A 16611-nucleotide genomic window follows, 5' to 3' on the forward strand; every position below is an offset into this window, starting at 1 on the left:
CAAAAATCCCTCATTTTTACAGGCTCTCACCAAAGCATATCCTATATTTGGTTTCTTGGTCAATGTAGGAGAGGAATAATTTAAGAAACATTAAGGTAAAAAGAGAAAGATTTCATTACCCTCTTAAAAAGCTCTCCTTTACAGAGAGCTTGTTTACAGATGTTAAATTAATCTTTTAATAATTCATCATCTAACCAAATAGAAACAATTCCATCGTCTCCATAAGGTTCAATTAGTTCGTCCTCCAGACTTAAAATAAAGTCCTCAATAGAATTTGCTATAAGATAAAAATCTTTTTCTGGGTTTCTAAGCTCATGATCCCAAAACATTACTTTGCCATTGTCTAAATCTAAACAAATTTCATTCCCTCCGGGAGAACCAGCAATTGCAATGATTGTTTCAGGAAATCGATCAGAATATGTATCAACGATATCCATTATATTGTCAATATCGTTTCGAAAGCCGTAAAAGGACTCTAATAATTGTGTCTCATCATTTATCCCCATCCATGGATCTTTTTCAATTGGTCTATAACAAACATCAAACTCCGCGTCATCGTTTGTTTTTCTGCTTTCTAATAAACATCCTCCGTATTTAGCTAAAAACTTTTTATAATCTGAATGAAGTTGTTTACCAAGTTTCTTTTCAAGATCTTCAATTTTTAATATTAGAATTATTATTGCGATCCTTATCTATATTAATTAAAAATTCTTTCATTTTTTGTTCAATCTTTTCAAAGCTCATTAATAGGCTCCTCTCAAATCTGATGCTTAACCCACCAGTACGAACTAAGCAAAAAATCTCATCCTCTAATAAGGATGAGGCTGTTTTGATCACTCTTCATCGTCCCAATCTTCGTCTTCTTCCCAGTTTTCTTTAGACTCCTTAAGATCTTCCATGAAAAACTCTAGAAAATTATTTGCAACTACATCTCCGTAACCTGCATCATTAACCCATACAATTACAGGACACTCTCCGTCTTCCATTTTATTTGTATCGAGGCAATAGGAGAACTCGTCAACATACTCTATTACAACAATCCCATCAGGTAAATCATAATATTTCCTATAATCCTCAGTTTGCTCTACAACATAGGCCCCCTCAAGGTCATATCCGATTATTTCTAAACCGAAAATTCCACCAGAGCCATAGTTTTTTAAAAACCATTTATAACTCTCTGGAAGATCGACATTAAGTTCGTTTTCAATAATTTTAACTTTTTCTTCAGAAACTCCTCCAGTAAAAATCGCATGATCTTTGTTGTCATTTTCTTTTATGAATATTTCCACTTTAGAATAATCCATTTTTTCATATCCTCTGCCAGGGGGAATTTCATCCCCGGTATCACTCTCATTTTTCGTTAGGCTAAATCAATATAATATTTGTCGTTATCCATCACTTTAATTAGAAATTCTTCTAATGAATCTGCTATCTTTATATCATCATAATAAATCGGATTGTTTTGCTCTTCACTTAATTCAATTAATAATAACGCACTTTCATTCGCTTCAAAAAATATTAATTTATCTTCTTCCAGATCCTCATAAATTTCGATGTCAGGATAAAATTCAAAATCATTAGTTTTCAATCTAGCATCTCGTATTGAAGATGGCCCCATCATCCGATTGATATTATATTCTGATTTTTTCAGAAAACCATATCCTACTTCCAATAGAAACTTCCGTAATTCAAAAGGCATCTTTAATCCCAATGTTTCTTCTACCTCTTGTATTTCTTCCTCACTTACTGGATAAAATTGATTTTCTTGATCATCTCTAATAAAATCGTATTTCATTTTATTTACCCCCTTTAAATAATTTATTCGCAGGTGATCCTGTACCATGGATACCAGATTGATGTTCATTTGGAAATTTAGCAAGGGGTATATTCCACCACTCATGTTCTCCGCGAAAGCTATTTTCAATTATATGATGTGTTCTTCTAACTGGCCATGATACGATTTCTAATCCCAGTTATCTATTGCTTCTTGAAAACTGTCTTGTAAATACTCATCAAAATTAGAATATCTTTCAACCTTCTTTTTGCTTATGGCATCCCACATTATTACACAGTGATTTTCTTCAGTATTGAGACAATAAACAAATTCGTCCACATTTTCAATAACTAAGTATTTATCAGGTAAACCAAAATTTCTAAATCTTTCTGTAGCCTCAACTACTGAAGCATAGCCATTTCCTTCAACACCCAAAACTCAACCCCACATATACCTCCTGAGCCATACGCTTTAACAAACTCTTTATATTGCCGTGGAAATTTGCACCCTAGTTTTTCTTCAGCCCTCGAAATATCTTCTTCGGGTATTGATCCGAAAAAATCACCTTTTTCTACATATTCATTTATCATCATTGAAATTTGAGCATTCATTACATATATTTAACTGAACCTAAAAATTCAAATTCACTATCACCAATAGATACCTTCTTTTTGACACCTTTATAGTTGAAATTATATAAGAGTACCAACGCGTTATAATTTTTTGTCAGGTGCTCTCCACATACTGAAATAAATTCTGGGATAATCGTATCATCGTAAGAGAAGTCTTCTAATAATCGACTTAGCGAGTTACTAGACTCTTCATAAAAATCTGCTTCACGAACAGAATCATCGTACCTTTCTATATTAAAGCTATTAGCAAATATTGAAGGAATAAAATCACCATCTTCAGTATAAGAAGTTTTAAGAATCTTTTCTAATTCGTCTGGAGAACTGATACTACCTAACCAAAGTGATACAAATTCTTCTTTTTGCATAAAGCTACCTCCTCTTCTATAGCTGCGCCTTTAGTGCCGACGACAGACGTAGTAACCATTCCGATAGCCATATTTAACAGATTCTTCCCAAAACGCCTTCAATTCCGCCCTATTCCTTGCTGGCTTTCTCCAATTTGTTCAAAAAACCTTGAAAGGCACTGCCGTTCAAGGTGAAAAACGCATTAAATTTTCGGAACTTCAATCACATTCCCTGGTGACTTATCAAGTAAGCATCGGGAATATGCGGGTTGTTTTTTTTCAGCTTAAATCTTTGAACCCTTGTTATTTCAGGATCGGATGAAATATTTTGAGATTTAAACTGCAAATATAAGCTTTTGATAAGTTTGGATTAAGAAATCCTTCCATTCTTCTAAAGCAGATGCTGAAACATCGTCTGGGCTTTCGAGCATACGATAACCATCTGCATAATGGAACATTAATAACCCCGTACCATAATCGCAATTTTCATTCTCAAGAATTGCTTTTGGAACTTCAAAACCACTATTCCAATTATAATTCGCTGCAAAAACGTGAAGAATCACAGGGTTTTCAATATTTCTCTTCACTCTTACTAGATCGTCTTTATCTGTATTATAAAGCAGCTCCTCGAGGAACTTAATATCTTTCTTATCCAATACTGTTTTACCTCCTAACAAAAACACTTTAAATATTAGTCGACCAATTGTTTAAGCTTTCTCCTTCATAATAAGTTCCCTTAGGGAGCTTATTATGAAGGACTATTTGAATTTAAATACTGTTCTAAGAACCTAATGTTATCTTCATCATTAGGAAAATTGCATAGATTTCAGACCACTTCTTATATGAAGATGATGTCCATCTCGGATTTTTCTAGATTTAAACAAAAAAGCACTCAATCAAAGATTAAGTGCTTGAGATTTAATATATTATTCTTCCTCGTACCAATCTTCTTTAGCTTGATTTAAATATTCCCATAAAAACTCAAGGAAGTTAGGAGCCTTTTGATGATCATATCCGCTTTGATAAACCCATGTAACTACAGGACATTCTCCGTTATCCATTTTTTGTGTATCTAAGCAATAAGCAAATGCATCTACATCAACGACTACTACAATGTGATTTGGTAAGTCATAGAGCTCCCTATAGTCTTTGGTGAACTCTACGACTTCAGGAGATACAAGTCCATGACCCAATATTTCGACGCCAAAAGAGCCGCCTGAGCCATAGTTTCTTAAAAACCATTTATAACTTTCAGGAAGAGTGGTTTGTAAGTCATTTTCAATTTTTTTGATTTTTTCCTCATTAATTCCTCCTGTAAAATCATGGGGAGTAGCATGTTTATTTATAAAGTCTATAATTAATTCTTTAGTATTCATTGAGATCCACCTTTCAAGCTCTTTTCATATTGTTCAGCTCTCCACATCCAGTATTTTCTTCTGAAACTATCGTATTGTTGTTGCAGTTCAGGATTATTTCTAAAGCTATCCCCCTTCTCCACTAATTGGTGTAGTACTTTATGGTATTTTTTATGAGTGGTATGAAGTATCTCCAACATCGTACCTGGCTCTTTTTGTATTAAATGATGTAAATTAATTGGTTTGCCATCTTCCCCTATGGGCGCTTTTGCGCTTTTGCGCTTTTCATTAATTCTAAATTAGTTATATTTTTATTTGGATGCTTCATGTTGAAGTCAATGTTTTTAAGTTGATAAATTCTTCTGTCAACATCTTTTAAGTTTCCTTTTGGTTTTACTTTACCTTTAACTTCAACTGCATTGTACTTCTCTTTATTTAACCATGGTACTGAGATTTTACCACCTGTAAACGGTTTTCTGCTTATATCAGAGACTTTCTTCGCAAATTGAATAAGACTATCTTTTATATGCTCCCCATTAATCGCATGGTAAGGGACTTTACCCCCGCCTGCAAGCTGAATTTGCGGCGCAAAAGGGTTGTGTATTTGAATCCCTTTTATGTTTGAAGCAACCCTTTGTATCGATTTCTTGAAAGACGCTACGCTTTTTTCCAAAGCTTGTTTCGATACTTTTTTAGAAGCTTTAGTTGCTTTGGCAGCGACTTGCCCTACCTTCCCCGCTTTGGCAGCTTTTGCTGCTTTGTCAACGCCTTTAGAACCAACAATCGATGTCCCGACCATTCCAACGGCATAGCTAAACCATCTGGCTTGGGTGTAAGAATCACCATTGACGACATCTCGCTGATACGAGTCTTCAATTCCTTGTTTTATAATATTGAATGTGACATCAGGATGATGAAGCGTAAAGTTAATGCCCTCAATCGTTTCGTCTGCGTGAACGACCATGTCCCATAGGCCTACAGCAGTGTCGACAACTGCATTTTTAAGTCCTTCAGCACTTCCTTTAATTGCGTTGCCAAAATCACGAGCGCCTTCAATTTGATTGAAATACCGCTGTTGCCAAGAAGAAAAGAATCCCTAAAAACAAGGGATTCTTTTCTTTAATCAATATTTTCTTAATGGAATCTTTCCAATAAAGTTTTTCAATGAAATTTTATAATGGTGTTCAATGTCCCGTCCAAGTCTTTCATGCAGCATTTCCATTTGTTCAATAATGTAATTAAGGTCGAATACGTTATATAATTGTTGAGTTTCCCAAATGGTCGTGAGTCGAGCCTTATTGTCAAATGGTATCAATGAAATAATGGGCTCGTCCTCCTCATACTCCATGGTGTAATATCTATACTCTGCAACTTTGTTTTTTTTCTTGATCTTTTTAATCCACTCATTCAAAGAAGCATAAAACTCTAATAGGGCAATATTTTCTTCGAAATACACAATTCCATTTATTTTTATTTTAAACTCTCCCTCAACTCTCATCGCTGCTGAAGGGTCTTTTTTCATTTTTTTCGGGATATCTGCTTCTTCGGATGTGAACTTATAAACAAATTCTACTTGATTGGATACGCCGTCCATATCTTACCATCCCATCCTATTACTATTTTTATTTTTGTCTCACCTTTTGTTCCGATTTTCTTTTTTAAATTTGCAGTGATGACAAATGATAATTTTTTATTATCATTTATAGTAAAGGAAATATTCTTGGATTGTAAAGCCTCCTTTATCCATTTATTCACTTTGCTTTTACTTGTAGTATTAAATTTTCTGTATCTACCACCAGCATTACTGAGGTGTTTATTGCTAACAGAAAACTTAGAAACTTTTTTTATAGCTTGCTTAATTGCTGTTTTTTTAAATGTTTTTATAATAAGTTTTTTTCCGTATTTTTTAATAGCCCACTTTATACCGAATTTAGCAACAACTCCAATTATTATTGCAGGGACGATGGAAGCTTGAGCTTCTAAGGTGCTAATTTTATAGTATTCGCCCGTTTTTTGATCCACAAACGTAGCTTTAAAATCAGTCCCCTCAATCTCTTCAATCAATACATTGTAATGGTTTATTTCTTTTTCACCATTTTCTAATTCTCTAATACCAGTAACAGTGATTTCACCAGTTTCCTGATTAATGTTCATATCAGTTTGAACATTAGCATTTTCAGTTTCAAGCTTAGTAGTAACATTCACTTCATCTTGATTTTCTTCAACAGCCATCTCAATATCTTTTTCAAGAGCAACTCCAAACTCTTTTTCAACATTTACTCCATACACTTTATTTGTATTTTCTTTAATACCTGCAGTTTTGAAATCGCTCTCAATTTTGTTGTCATTTGATTCTGCATTTGCAAACCCAGGTAGAACTCCAGACAAAACTAACGTAAATATAAGAATTCTTATCAAAGTCTTTTTCACACTACTTCTCTCCTTTGTTACAAATAATCATCCCATGACCAAACTCTTTGTCATACCCTGAACTCCCTAAATCAACAGCATACTTTTCGAGTGTTTGATGAAAATTTTCTTTAGATATTTTCTTTTTTGAAATTAAACAGCCTATAGCGCCAGTTGCAAACGCAGTTGAAAAGGATGTACCTCCAACCTTTTTATAACTTCCGTTTTTATCTGTTGATTTTATATTTATTCCTGGAGCTGAAAAATCTATTTTGCCTTTTGCTGATACCGGATCAATTTTCAACTTTTCATCAAAAGAGGAAATAGATAGGACTCCTCTATATTTTGCTGGGTACTCCACGGTAAGACCTAAAGTATTTCCAGAGGCAGCAGTAATGATAATGTTATTATGTAGAGCATTGTTAATGACATCACGCAAGTCATCATAGTCTTTTTCAAATCCAAAGCTTATATTAATTATATCTACTTTCTGTTCAATACACCAATTGATTCCCCTAACAACATCCTCAACTTTGCCATTACCACTTTTATCTAGTACTTTGACATCATATAAAGTAGCATTCTGTGAAATACCTTTTATCTCTTCACCACCTGCAGCTATTATTCCAGCAATTGCTGTACCGTGACCATACTCATCTTCAACGGATTTATTAGGATCAATAGCATTGTATTCATAAAAGGTTATATTATTAAACTCTTTATGTGACTTATTAATGCCACTATCAAGAATAGCTATCTTGACAGGCTCTGTATGATTATTGCGCGCTTCTTGGCCGATAATTTCATATCCCCACATCAGTTCTTCTTTCTTATTTGTACTAGATGTAGTACTGCTATCTTTAGAAATATCATCAATACACATCAAATATAAGCCAACTGCAAAAATTACAAATAGGCAAGAAACAAATAGAAACACAATCTTCGATCTTTTCATTCAAGCTTCCTTCTCATAAACAATATTTGAAAATTCAAACAGATACTCTCATACTCCCCCCTTTTACTAAAACACATGATTATCTTAACCTATAATATAATGTATGTAAACACCTTTTGTTCCATAATGACCATTTTTATTAACATATTTCCATTAATGCATTAAAAAGGATTAATTTTATGATTAGAATCTGGTCTTGCTTCGTCTCTTCTAATAGAGTACTTAGGTGCTCTATTAGAAACTTTTCAAACTCATTATCTTTAATGAAGGATTCTTCCCCTACATTCTAGCCTGCTGTTTACTGTATTCGCTTTTTAAAGTCTCAATTAACTGCATAAAGTTTGTCCCTTTAATTAGCCTGTTTGTTTTATCAATATGGGGTTGATACTCACATATACTACATGTGGGTTCGCGGTTCTGTAGAACCTCTTTTCTGATTTTCCCCACAACGTTTCCCCAACTGCCTTCCTAACAATCTACTTATGGAATAATGAAGGTTTGGCATCTATTTTTAACTTAAAATGATCATATTTATTCATGATACACCTTCCTTAAAACAATTATTTTATCTTAAAGAGCCTATTAATTTACCTGCTTATAATAAAAATACAATTGGTGATTTTCAATTGATTTTAATTGTTCCTTGTAACGTTTATACGATACAACACCGTCATACGCAATTTTTGCTGCGCCTCCTAGACATGCCTGAGTAATATTTAGATAATCCGACACAGTTGCAAAAGCCAACCCTATTGTTGCCGGAGCACTCCAATTTTGAAATACTCGTCCACTTAATTCCTTCAAATAATTGTTTGATTCACATAATTCTTCAATCTCTTGTACAACAGGTTCAATTTCCTCTCTGAATTTATCTTCTACTTCAATCATGAAATCATCTTGCCAAACTTCAGAATTAATTTCATTAGAATACTTAAGCATAAGCGCTCTAAACTTTTTTAAAGGTTTGTCTAGCTCTTTTTAATGTCCATTACTTCTTTAATTTGCGCCAACTCAAAACTTGGGAGTCTATTAAAAAATCGAATGTCAGACCTTCCATGCTTCATTGAATATCTGAACCCCCTTTTTGCTTGAAGTGAACAGTTGCACTTTGCCGCATTTAAAAATGGAGTTTTTTATTTCTTCACATTTTGACAAAAACAGGGCAGGTCTTGTTGAAACCTGCGCTTTCCCGAGAAATAATTGTGCGGTCAAACCAATTTTTTATTTCTGTTTGCCTTTTCTGTAGATCAGCCATCCGGCCAGAATGATCAACAGGCCTGATGCGTCATAGGCAAGGTCGAATAAGAGGCGGTTCGGGCTTAGCGGGTTGACGTGGTGAATCTGAAGAAGATGATGATTGATGATGCCCTCGAGGAAATTAAACCAGCCCGCCCCCAGCAAAGAGGCTCCCCAAAAGATGTGCTGCGGCCGGCTGCTGCTCAGGTCACCTCTGTTCCACAGCAGGATCCCGCCGATAAAAAGGATGACGAGCGAAAACAGATGGAACAGTCCGTCGCTCATAATTTGGTGAGAGCGGTCTGTGTCCATGTACACGCTGTGCCATTGAAGCAATTGGTGAAAAACGATGCCGTCGATCATGGCGATGATGCCGACACCGAACAGAAAAGGTCCCCAAAACGCTTTTTTGTTTTTCATATGATTTGTCCTCCTTTATTTGCTAATCTGTTATGTACCCGCCGGCTTAAAAGATCAAACCGGTTATGTTTACATTCTCTCTCGAAAGCAATTATCCTCTTTTTACCATATGAGTATTTAAAAAGCTGATCCGAAAAGGTGTCTTCATTCCTTTCAGATCAGCTTTTTTATTTATGAAAGGCGGGAAGCCCGCACACGTTTTGTTTCCATTTCGTTAATAGTAAGTGTCTCAGGGTCAATCACGACACCGTAATCTTGCAATGCTGATTCAATGCTGACAAACTCATTGAAGACGTCGTCCAGCACCTTTTCCGGTTCACGTTCCAGCGGATTTCCCCAGCCTCCGCCGCCTGCACGGTAAAATTGGATGATGCCGCCCGCAGGCATTTCGACTTCAAAAGCCGTTTCCGCGATCTCTCTGGCTTCGTCTGTTCCATACCCGACGATCACCTTGTTGCTTGGTGCATCACCTGCTCCGCAAAAGCCTTTTGTTGTATTTCGGACCCCTGCCATCATGACGCTTGTCCGGCTTTCTTTTAAGTGCTGGATCTGAACGTCCAACCCGGGGGTGCCTCTCCATCGGCCTGCTCCCGTAAAATCGCTCGTATATTCATGCTTTAATACACGGCTAAAACCGGCATGACGATTGTCCAGTCAAGGCTGTGCGAGCCTCCATGAGGGAATTATCATCATTCAGCATTTTTGATGCCAGTCATTTTTGCACCTTCTGCCTGCTGGAATTCAGGCATTCGTTTTATTTGACAGCATTCACTTTAAAATGAATAAAAGGGCGGACACCGCCCTTTATTTACAGCAAGTTAGTTTACATAAAACATTTACAGTAAACTGATTTTAAGCAAATAAAAAAAGCCATTTTATTCAAATGACTTAAGTGAAGTGCTGCAATTGCCGTATGCAAGTAAGAAAGTTTTAAACCACACTCCTCAAAGTGGGTGTCTGCAGAAACGTTCCTGTCGTCCTTTCGAGGAAGGCATGACATTCCGGTTCCGATATAAAACTCCCTATTACAGCTTAAAGGTTAAAACTTAATTATCATTACGTACAATGCAGCGTAATTGAATTATATGATAAAAACATTCAAAATGCAACCTCTTGCCTGAAGAGAATATGACGCTCTATAATAAGTTGAATATTTAAAAAATTCTGCAATCTATCAGCGATCGTACAACCCTTCTCGTCCATCTGTTCATAGACTGTCTATTGAGGTGATGTCTTGTGGTAAAAATTTTTATCGATCCCGGCCATGGCGGGACTGATCCAGGCGCTTCAGGCAATGGTTTGCAAGAAAAACAGTTAACATTGCAAACCGCCTTGGCTTTAAGAAACATGCTGCTGAATGAATATCAAAATGTTTCAGTCCTGTTAAGCAGGACAAGCGACCAAACCGTCAGTCTGACGCAACGCACGAACGCTGCGAACAGCTGGGGAGCGGACTACTTTTTATCGATTCACATGAATGCCGGGGGCGGGACAGGTTTCGAGGATTACATTTATCCCGGCGTCGGCGCACCTACCACCACCTATCGGGATATCATGCATGAAGAGATTTTAAAAGTTGTCGATTTCAGGGATCGCGGCAAGAAAACGGCCAATTTTCATGTACTAAGAGAAACAGCCATGCCCGCACTTCTTACGGAAAATGGCTTTGTAGACAATACAAGCGACGCCGAGAAACTAAAGTCTTCCGCTTTTATTCAATCCATTGCCAGAGGCCACGCCAACGGACTCGCAAGGGCATTTAACCTTTCCAAAAAGGCCGCAGCTCTCTATAAAGTGCAGATCGGCGCTTTCAGGACCAAAGCCAACGCCGATTCGCTTGCCGCTCAAGCGGAAGCGAAAGGGTTTGATGCCCTTGTGATTTACAGGGACAGCCTTTACAAAGTGCAAATTGGCGCTTTTTCTTCAAAAGAAAATGCCGAAGCGCTCGTTCAGCAAGCCAAAAACGCCGGATTTGACGCTTTCATTTACCAGGAATAGGGACAATCATCAAGAAAAGCCCGCGATCTGTCTCGTATAGATCGCAGGCCTTTTTCATGCTTTTGCAGCTTTACTTTGAATCGGCGGCTTTTGCGTTTGATTCGATGCATGGCTGTTCAACACCATTCCGATAATCACAAGAGCCATGCCGCTCCATGAGATGGCACCAGGAAGCGGACTTGAAAGAAGCAAAATTTCACCAGCGGCAGCAAACAGCACTTCAAACGATTGTGTGGCCTCGACAGCCCCTAATTTTCGCATATCCCCTTTTACAAGATCGGTTGCGGCAAAGAACAGCACAGTTGCGCATATTCCGGAAAAGACAGCCACCAAACCTGACTGAATGACTTGTCCCCGGCTGGGCGCACCAGCCGACGCCAGCCCGTACAGCGAGAGGATCAGCCAAAACGGAAGGCTTGCCAGCGTCATCCCCAATACCCGCTGATAAGCATCAAGGCGCCCGGCGCATGCTTCCATCATTTTTCTGTTCCCAAGCGGATATGCAAATGAAGCCAACATAACCGGCACGACGCACAGCAGCATCTCATGTAAAGAAAGCTGTGCCGCATGCTCAGCCTGCATCAGCGCCACCCCGATTAAAATGATCAACGACATCGCCAGCCCTTTATAGGGAATTTTGCCCCTCAGCTGTACGGGACCTGTTTTTGTTTGGATGGTTTCGTAAAAAAGCGGCGCCAACAGGGAGCCGGAAATAATCGTAATTTGCCATGTTCCTGCGATCAGCCAGCCTGGCCCGTAAGCCGCCGCAAAACAGAGCGGCGCATAAAAGAGGCCGAAGCCGACGATGCTCCATCTCAGCCAAATGCCCGGCGCTTTTTTAATTTCCTGAAAAAGCTCTTTTACGTTCCCCCTCAGCCAAACAATGACAAATAAAAGAGGCGCCATAAAGATAAATCTTAACGATGCGCTCCAGATCCAGCTTCCCCCTTCAAGCTCCATCGCCCTGTTTAAAACGAATGTAAAAGCAAAAAAGAAGGCTGCAAAAACGCCCAGTATAATCGGCCTCACAATCCCCTCACTCCTTTTCCTGATGTCCGGCCAATCGGTCTCCGAGACTGAGCCAGTTTTCCTCGGCAAGCCTGATGGCCGCATCCCGATCCCGCTGTCTGCAGGCATCGATGATGTTCTGATGCTGTTCGACAGATTTCAAGCTGCCGATCGAGGAAAACTGCGACATTTCAAGGCGGTAAATTTTCGAAGAAATTCTCTCCAATGCCCGGGTAATTTCCGGGTTTTTTGATGCTTGTAAAAACACCTCATGAAAAGCAGCATCCGATTCGATTGCTTCGATAATGTCTTCTTTTTGAATCGCTTGCTGCAACGTTTTGTTATGCGCCTCCAGTTGATCAAGGTCTGAATCCGTTAAAAAAGGAAACGACAGTTTGACAGCCAGCGCATGCAGTGCTGCAGTGACTGTAAAAGCATGTTCAGCTTCCTCGCGATTTAACGGTGCTACACGTGTTGCTGAACCCGGAACAGTTTCAACAAGTCCTTCATCTTCCAGTCGTTTGAGCGCCTCCCTGACAGGTGTGCGGCTGATGCCAAACTGCTCTGCAAGCTCCTGATCATGCAGGCGCTCCCCCGGCTTAAGTTCCAAATGTACGATGGTGCGCTTCAGCGTTTGATACACTTCTTCCCGAAGCGAAATTCGTTTGATTCGTTTAATGTTATTTTTCATCATAAAACCAATATATCGGATTTTGGTTTTATGCACAACCAAAAAGAGATTCGTTTTTATCAAATCCCTTTCACTTTAGCGGCGTATTTTTTTTTCGCCTGGCAATCTTTGCAGATGCCGTACAGCTCCAATCGGTAATGTGTCACTTTAAATCCGGTCAGCCGTGCCGCGATGTCTTTTACTTTCTCAAGTTGCGGACATTGAAAATCGACGATCTTTCCGCATGCTTCGCATATGACATGATCATGTTTCTCTAGAGCCAGATCAAAGCGAAGCGGATCAGTAAAGCCCATTTCTTTTATAAGACCCTCTTGTTTAAAATAGCGGATGGTGTTGTATATCGTCGCTGTACTGACGGCGGGATAGACTTCCCTTAATGATTGTTGAATTTCTGCTATTGTGGGATGGTTCCTGTTGGCTAAAAAATAATGGTAGATGGCCAGCCGCTGCGGCGTCATTCGAATGCCTTTCTGTTTAAGCTGCGCCATCGCTTCCTGCTTTACATTCGTTTCGTTTTCCATACCTCTTTCGTCACTGCCCCTTTTTCCCTTGAATCTTCCGATATTCTTTACCCGGCGGCCTTAGAACCGGAGTGCTTTAGGTGTGGTGTTCACTTAATAAACGTTCTCCTTGATCCGATCAAAAGCCTGCCACGGCATCAGGGCACAGTTATGACGGGCCCGCAACGGATGGACGCCCATCAGGGAAACGGCATCTCCCAGTAGATCCTCTGCCGGTTCTTCTCCTTTTCTGATCATATTTTCCATCGCTGCACGCATTAGGCCGGCTTCTTTTAACGTCTTTCCTTTTATCAGTTCAGTCATGATTGATGAGGAAGCCATGCTGATGCTGCACCCATCTCCGATAAAAGCTGCGTCTTCGATCTTTTCATCTTTAATGTCGATAAACAAAGTCATCACATCACCGCATGTTGGATTTTTGTAATGGACGTAATACGCGCCGTGTTTATCGATTTTTCGAAAATTTCGCCTGTATCTTGCATGATCCATAATGACGGACCGATACAGCTCTTCCAGTTTCGGCATGAAATGATGCTCCTTCCCTTTTAAAGAGTTTATTTTGGTTGAAAGAACAAATGGATTCAGTTATACTTCCGTTGTTAAATCGTAATTATTACGATTTAATGATAACCGATCAAGCAGCTCATCGCAAATGAAAAGACACAATGAAACTGCCTCTTCTAATAAAGAGGCAGCGGTCAAACGCAAAGGGGGAAGGATTTATTATGAAGGAGCCAGACCGCATTCAACTCGATTCTTTTCAAATGACAATTTTGTCTGATGGAGCATTTCGAGTTTCAAGGGATTTCTTTTTGGCGGGAGGAGACTCCAAGGAAACAGAACGTTATCCTGAAGAATTTGAAGCAGCGCTGAACTTTGCCTGTCTGGAGACGAACGGCAAACGGATACTGATTGATACGGGATTTGGCGAAACAGGCGGACAAGAAAGCGGATACTTGATTCATCACATGACACAGGCTGGAATCAAGCCTGATTCTATAGACTATGTCATTTTGTCACACAGTCATTTAGATCATACGGGAGGTCTTCTAAATAACGGGAAACCCGCTTTTCCAAACGCTGTTCATCTGATCAGTGAAGCAGAATGGCTGTACGCAAAACAAACGCCGTCTTCTGAACAGTTTCGCATTCTCTCCTCTGTCCGGCCGCTTCTGAAACTGCTGACAGAAGATAACGAACTGCTTCCCGGACTGAAGCTGATCCATACGCCCGGACATACACCTGGGCACTTGACGATTGAGTTACAAACAAAAGACGGTGTCTGTCAGATCACCAATGACGTATTTCACATTCCCGAAAGCATTTCCAATCCAAAGCTGCGGGTTTCGCTTGAGCATGACCCTCTAGAGGGAGAAAAGACAAGAAGACTGCTGGCCCGGCAGGCTTATAGCGGCCAGGTCCTGCTTCACGGGTGTCATTTCCCCTACCCTGGTTTCGGGTTAATCGAAAAGCAGGGCTCACTTTTTCAATGGAAACCGGTTCAAAACGAAAAGAAAACTCGCTAAATCAGCGAGTTTTCCAATTTACACTAAAATATCAACGACAAACTGTGACCAAGATTCAAGTCTGTCATAGACGCTTTTTTCTTTCAGATCACTGGCTTTCATCCAGCGGCCGGCAATCTGTTCCTTTTCTTTAACTTCAACGTGGGCGCCCGGTTTTAATTCAAGCGCTGAAAGGATTCCGATATGTACTTTTCCGACGCTGTTTTCATCATCATTAATCAGTCCGAGCGTCACCATTTTTTCTTTATCTGATTCCTTAATCAGAAGCTCTTCATCAAGTTCGCGGTCTGTGTTTAACTTCAGAATACCGGAAAAGTCAAGCCCTTCGGCAAAGTTCATGTGGCCGCCGAAGCCGAGTGACAGCTTGTTGTGAAGCCGCGCTTCCCCTCCGCCTTCGAGCCGCTCGTATACAAATATTTCGTCGTCTCTTTTGATGACAACATAAGGGATCGGCTGTTTAAACGCAGGATCTTCTTCGGCGTCTCCCCTTCTCATTTCACTGAAGTGCTGTTCAATATGCGCCATGATCTTCCCGACCTTCTCGCCATCGCTGTTGACGCCTTGGAAGGTCAGCGTTTCATTTGCAAATACGTTTTCCCGCGGGACCACGAGAATGATTTCATCCATTTTTCCCATTGTATCCGTTTCCTCCTCAAAGTGAAAAGAGCAGATTCGTTCTGCTCTCATTTTGCCGTGTATCCGTAACTGAAAGGCGGGGCTTGGGCGCGGATGCGCCCTTTTATCCCGGCCGGCTTACTTATCGTCAAAGTAAAAATCGTCGTCTCTTAACGGTTCAACTGTTGCTTTTTTGTAGCCGTTCCCTTTCATTGAGAAGAAGTCATGTGACTTCGTTTTCGTATTCAACCCGTTCAACACGATCGGATTGATCTCTTCTTCTTCAAAATAAGCTTCAAAGCCAAGGTTCATCAGCGCTTTGTTGGCATTGTAGCGGATGAACTTCTTCACGTCGTGTGAAAGGCCGACCTGGTCGTACAGATCTTCTGTATATTCAAGCTCATTTTCATAAAGCTCTTTCAATAGATCAATGGCAAACGCGTACAGCTCTTCTTTTTTCTCAGGTGTCTGCTCATTGTAAATCTCCTGAGCGAGCAGGCCGACATAGACGCCGTGAATCGCTTCGTCCCGCAAGATCAGGTTGATGATTTCGCCGCTTTGCATCAGCTTGCCCTGTCCGTAAAAATAAAGCGGGTAGTAGAAGCCGCTGTAGAACAGGAAGCTTTCTAAATAAACGGATGCGACCATCGCTTTAAACAGCGAGATTTTATCGCCCTGGCGGATTTTCTCATAGAGTCCGACAATGACCTGAGCTTTTTTCTGCAAATATTTGTTTTGTTTAACCCATTCAAAGACTTCGTTGATCGTCTCTGTCGGGGCAAGCGTCATGAAAATGTTTGAATAGGACTTGGCGTGGACCGCGTTTTCCATCATCGCCATGAAGTTCAGCACCGCTTTGCGCTGATGCCCTTCCACATGCTCAGCGACAAGGGGCATTCCCGTGTTCCCCTGCTCTGTATCGAGTAGTGTCAGCCCCGCGAGCACCTTCATGTATGTGTCCTGTTCATTTTTACCCAAGTACTTCCATGTCAGAAGATCCCCATTAAGCGCGATCTCTTCCGGAAGCCAAAATTGCTTCACATTTTGGTTGTAAAACATTTGGGTAAAATCATCTTCATGCTTTGACCAGTTTGCTGCATCATAAATTTTCGTCACTTTCGCATACT

Annotated in this window: 20 protein-coding genes, 1 other RNA gene and 4 pseudogenes; 2 read left to right on the top strand and 23 right to left on the bottom strand. The window is 39.8% G+C overall.

Annotated features, from left to right (window positions below; translation table 11 throughout):
- Positions 1 to 167: 167 nt before the first annotated feature.
- The 17 genes and pseudogenes from QMZ64_RS09835 to ssrS form a co-directional block, all read right to left on the bottom strand.
- Positions 168 to 744 (bottom strand): annotated as a pseudogene (locus QMZ64_RS09835) (SMI1/KNR4 family protein).
- 89 nt (positions 745 to 833) lie between these two features.
- Positions 834 to 1304, bottom strand: a complete 471-nt coding sequence (locus QMZ64_RS09840; RefSeq protein WP_265627002.1) for an SMI1/KNR4 family protein — start codon at positions 1302 to 1304, stop codon at positions 834 to 836.
- 56 nt (positions 1305 to 1360) lie between these two features.
- Complete coding sequence (locus QMZ64_RS09845; protein WP_265627003.1) at positions 1361 to 1795, bottom strand: SMI1/KNR4 family protein; 435 nt, start codon at positions 1793 to 1795, stop codon at positions 1361 to 1363.
- Position 1796: 1 nt separating this feature from the next.
- Positions 1797 to 1934: pseudogene (locus tag QMZ64_RS09850) on the bottom strand (hypothetical protein); the annotation flags it as partial.
- Between the two features lie 29 nt (positions 1935 to 1963).
- Positions 1964 to 2385, bottom strand: a pseudogene (locus QMZ64_RS09855) (SMI1/KNR4 family protein).
- Positions 2385 to 2771 (bottom strand): immunity 22 family protein, encoded by a 387-nt coding sequence (locus QMZ64_RS09860; protein WP_265627004.1) that lies wholly within the window; start codon positions 2769 to 2771, stop codon positions 2385 to 2387. The pseudogene QMZ64_RS09855 and the gene QMZ64_RS09860 overlap by 1 nt, the downstream one beginning before the upstream one ends.
- A gap of 182 nt (positions 2772 to 2953) precedes the next feature.
- Positions 2954 to 3406 (bottom strand): annotated as a pseudogene (locus tag QMZ64_RS09865) (DUF4274 domain-containing protein).
- A 270-nt stretch (positions 3407 to 3676) separates the two neighbouring features.
- Positions 3677 to 4126, bottom strand: coding sequence for an SMI1/KNR4 family protein (locus QMZ64_RS09870; RefSeq protein WP_026579690.1), 450 nt, complete (start codon positions 4124 to 4126; stop codon positions 3677 to 3679).
- Positions 4123 to 4398 carry an HNH/ENDO VII family nuclease gene (locus tag QMZ64_RS09875; RefSeq protein WP_367618612.1) on the bottom strand — a complete coding sequence of 92 codons (276 nt, stop codon included), beginning with the start codon at positions 4396 to 4398 and terminating at the stop codon, positions 4123 to 4125. Before QMZ64_RS09875 ends, QMZ64_RS09870 begins: the two co-directional genes overlap by 4 nt.
- Positions 4362 to 5069, bottom strand: coding sequence for a hypothetical protein (locus tag QMZ64_RS09880; protein WP_301441288.1), 708 nt, complete (start codon positions 5067 to 5069; stop codon positions 4362 to 4364). The genes QMZ64_RS09875 and QMZ64_RS09880 overlap by 37 nt, the downstream gene beginning before the upstream one ends.
- A gap of 159 nt (positions 5070 to 5228) precedes the next feature.
- A complete protein-coding gene (locus QMZ64_RS09885; protein ID WP_265627007.1) occupies positions 5229 to 5699 on the bottom strand; it encodes a DUF7878 domain-containing protein in 471 nt (156 codons plus the stop codon).
- Positions 5675 to 6535, bottom strand: a complete 861-nt coding sequence (locus tag QMZ64_RS09890; RefSeq protein ID WP_265627008.1) for an SAR2788 family putative toxin — start codon at positions 6533 to 6535, stop codon at positions 5675 to 5677. Before QMZ64_RS09890 ends, QMZ64_RS09885 begins: the two co-directional genes overlap by 25 nt.
- A 1-nt stretch (position 6536) precedes the next feature.
- Positions 6537 to 7469 carry a S8 family peptidase gene (locus tag QMZ64_RS09895; RefSeq protein WP_265627009.1) on the bottom strand — a complete coding sequence of 311 codons (933 nt, stop codon included), beginning with the start codon at positions 7467 to 7469 and terminating at the stop codon, positions 6537 to 6539.
- Positions 7470 to 8051: 582 nt separating this feature from the next.
- Positions 8052 to 8357 carry a hypothetical protein gene (locus tag QMZ64_RS09900; protein ID WP_265627010.1) on the bottom strand — a complete coding sequence of 102 codons (306 nt, stop codon included), beginning with the start codon at positions 8355 to 8357 and terminating at the stop codon, positions 8052 to 8054.
- A gap of 333 nt (positions 8358 to 8690) precedes the next feature.
- Entirely contained in the window at positions 8691 to 9125 is a 435-nt protein-coding gene (locus QMZ64_RS09905) for a DUF2243 domain-containing protein (protein ID WP_020451523.1), read from the bottom strand.
- Positions 9126 to 9296: 171 nt separating this feature from the next.
- On the bottom strand, positions 9297 to 9779 hold the full coding sequence (locus tag QMZ64_RS09910; protein ID WP_265627814.1) for a hydantoinase B/oxoprolinase family protein: 483 nt from the start codon (positions 9777 to 9779) through the stop codon (positions 9297 to 9299).
- A 239-nt stretch (positions 9780 to 10018) separates the two neighbouring features.
- Positions 10019 to 10202, bottom strand: a non-coding RNA gene (gene ssrS, locus QMZ64_RS09915) — 6S RNA.
- Between the two features lie 159 nt (positions 10203 to 10361).
- Between ssrS and QMZ64_RS09920 the strand changes: the two genes are divergently transcribed.
- Positions 10362 to 11123, top strand: a complete 762-nt coding sequence (locus tag QMZ64_RS09920; RefSeq protein ID WP_265627011.1) for an N-acetylmuramoyl-L-alanine amidase — start codon at positions 10362 to 10364, stop codon at positions 11121 to 11123.
- Positions 11124 to 11177: 54 nt separating this feature from the next.
- Here the strand turns inward: QMZ64_RS09920 and QMZ64_RS09925 are convergent, their stop codons facing one another.
- The 4 genes from QMZ64_RS09925 to sufU all read right to left on the bottom strand — a co-directional run bounded on the left by QMZ64_RS09925 (position 11178) and on the right by sufU (position 13868).
- Entirely contained in the window at positions 11178 to 12152 is a 975-nt protein-coding gene (locus tag QMZ64_RS09925; protein WP_265627012.1) for a DMT family transporter, read from the bottom strand.
- A gap of 7 nt (positions 12153 to 12159) precedes the next feature.
- A complete protein-coding gene (locus QMZ64_RS09930) occupies positions 12160 to 12825 on the bottom strand; it encodes a GntR family transcriptional regulator (RefSeq protein WP_075754710.1) in 666 nt (221 codons plus the stop codon).
- A gap of 56 nt (positions 12826 to 12881) precedes the next feature.
- A complete protein-coding gene (locus tag QMZ64_RS09935; RefSeq protein ID WP_301441289.1) occupies positions 12882 to 13343 on the bottom strand; it encodes a Fur family transcriptional regulator in 462 nt (153 codons plus the stop codon).
- Between the two features lie 93 nt (positions 13344 to 13436).
- Positions 13437 to 13868: a Fe-S cluster assembly sulfur transfer protein SufU gene (gene sufU, locus QMZ64_RS09940; RefSeq protein WP_243940430.1), complete on the bottom strand. Its 432-nt coding sequence runs from the start codon at positions 13866 to 13868 to the stop codon at positions 13437 to 13439.
- 200 nt (positions 13869 to 14068) lie between these two features.
- Here sufU and QMZ64_RS09945 point away from each other — a divergent pair, with 200 nt between their 5' ends.
- On the top strand, positions 14069 to 14869 hold the full coding sequence (locus tag QMZ64_RS09945) for an MBL fold metallo-hydrolase (protein WP_265627014.1): 801 nt from the start codon (positions 14069 to 14071) through the stop codon (positions 14867 to 14869).
- Between the two features lie 18 nt (positions 14870 to 14887).
- Here QMZ64_RS09945 and QMZ64_RS09950 read toward each other — a convergent pair whose 3' ends face one another.
- A complete protein-coding gene (locus tag QMZ64_RS09950) occupies positions 14888 to 15505 on the bottom strand; it encodes a hypothetical protein (protein WP_265627015.1) in 618 nt (205 codons plus the stop codon).
- A gap of 117 nt (positions 15506 to 15622) precedes the next feature.
- Positions 15623 to 16600: a class 1b ribonucleoside-diphosphate reductase subunit beta gene (nrdF, locus tag QMZ64_RS09955; protein WP_243940425.1), complete on the bottom strand. Its 978-nt coding sequence runs from the start codon at positions 16598 to 16600 to the stop codon at positions 15623 to 15625.
- Between the last annotated feature and the right edge of the window lie 11 nt (positions 16601 to 16611).

Source organism: Bacillus sp. LB7 (genome assembly GCF_030449715.1).
Lineage (GTDB): Bacteria > Bacillota > Bacilli > Bacillales > Bacillaceae > Bacillus > Bacillus paralicheniformis.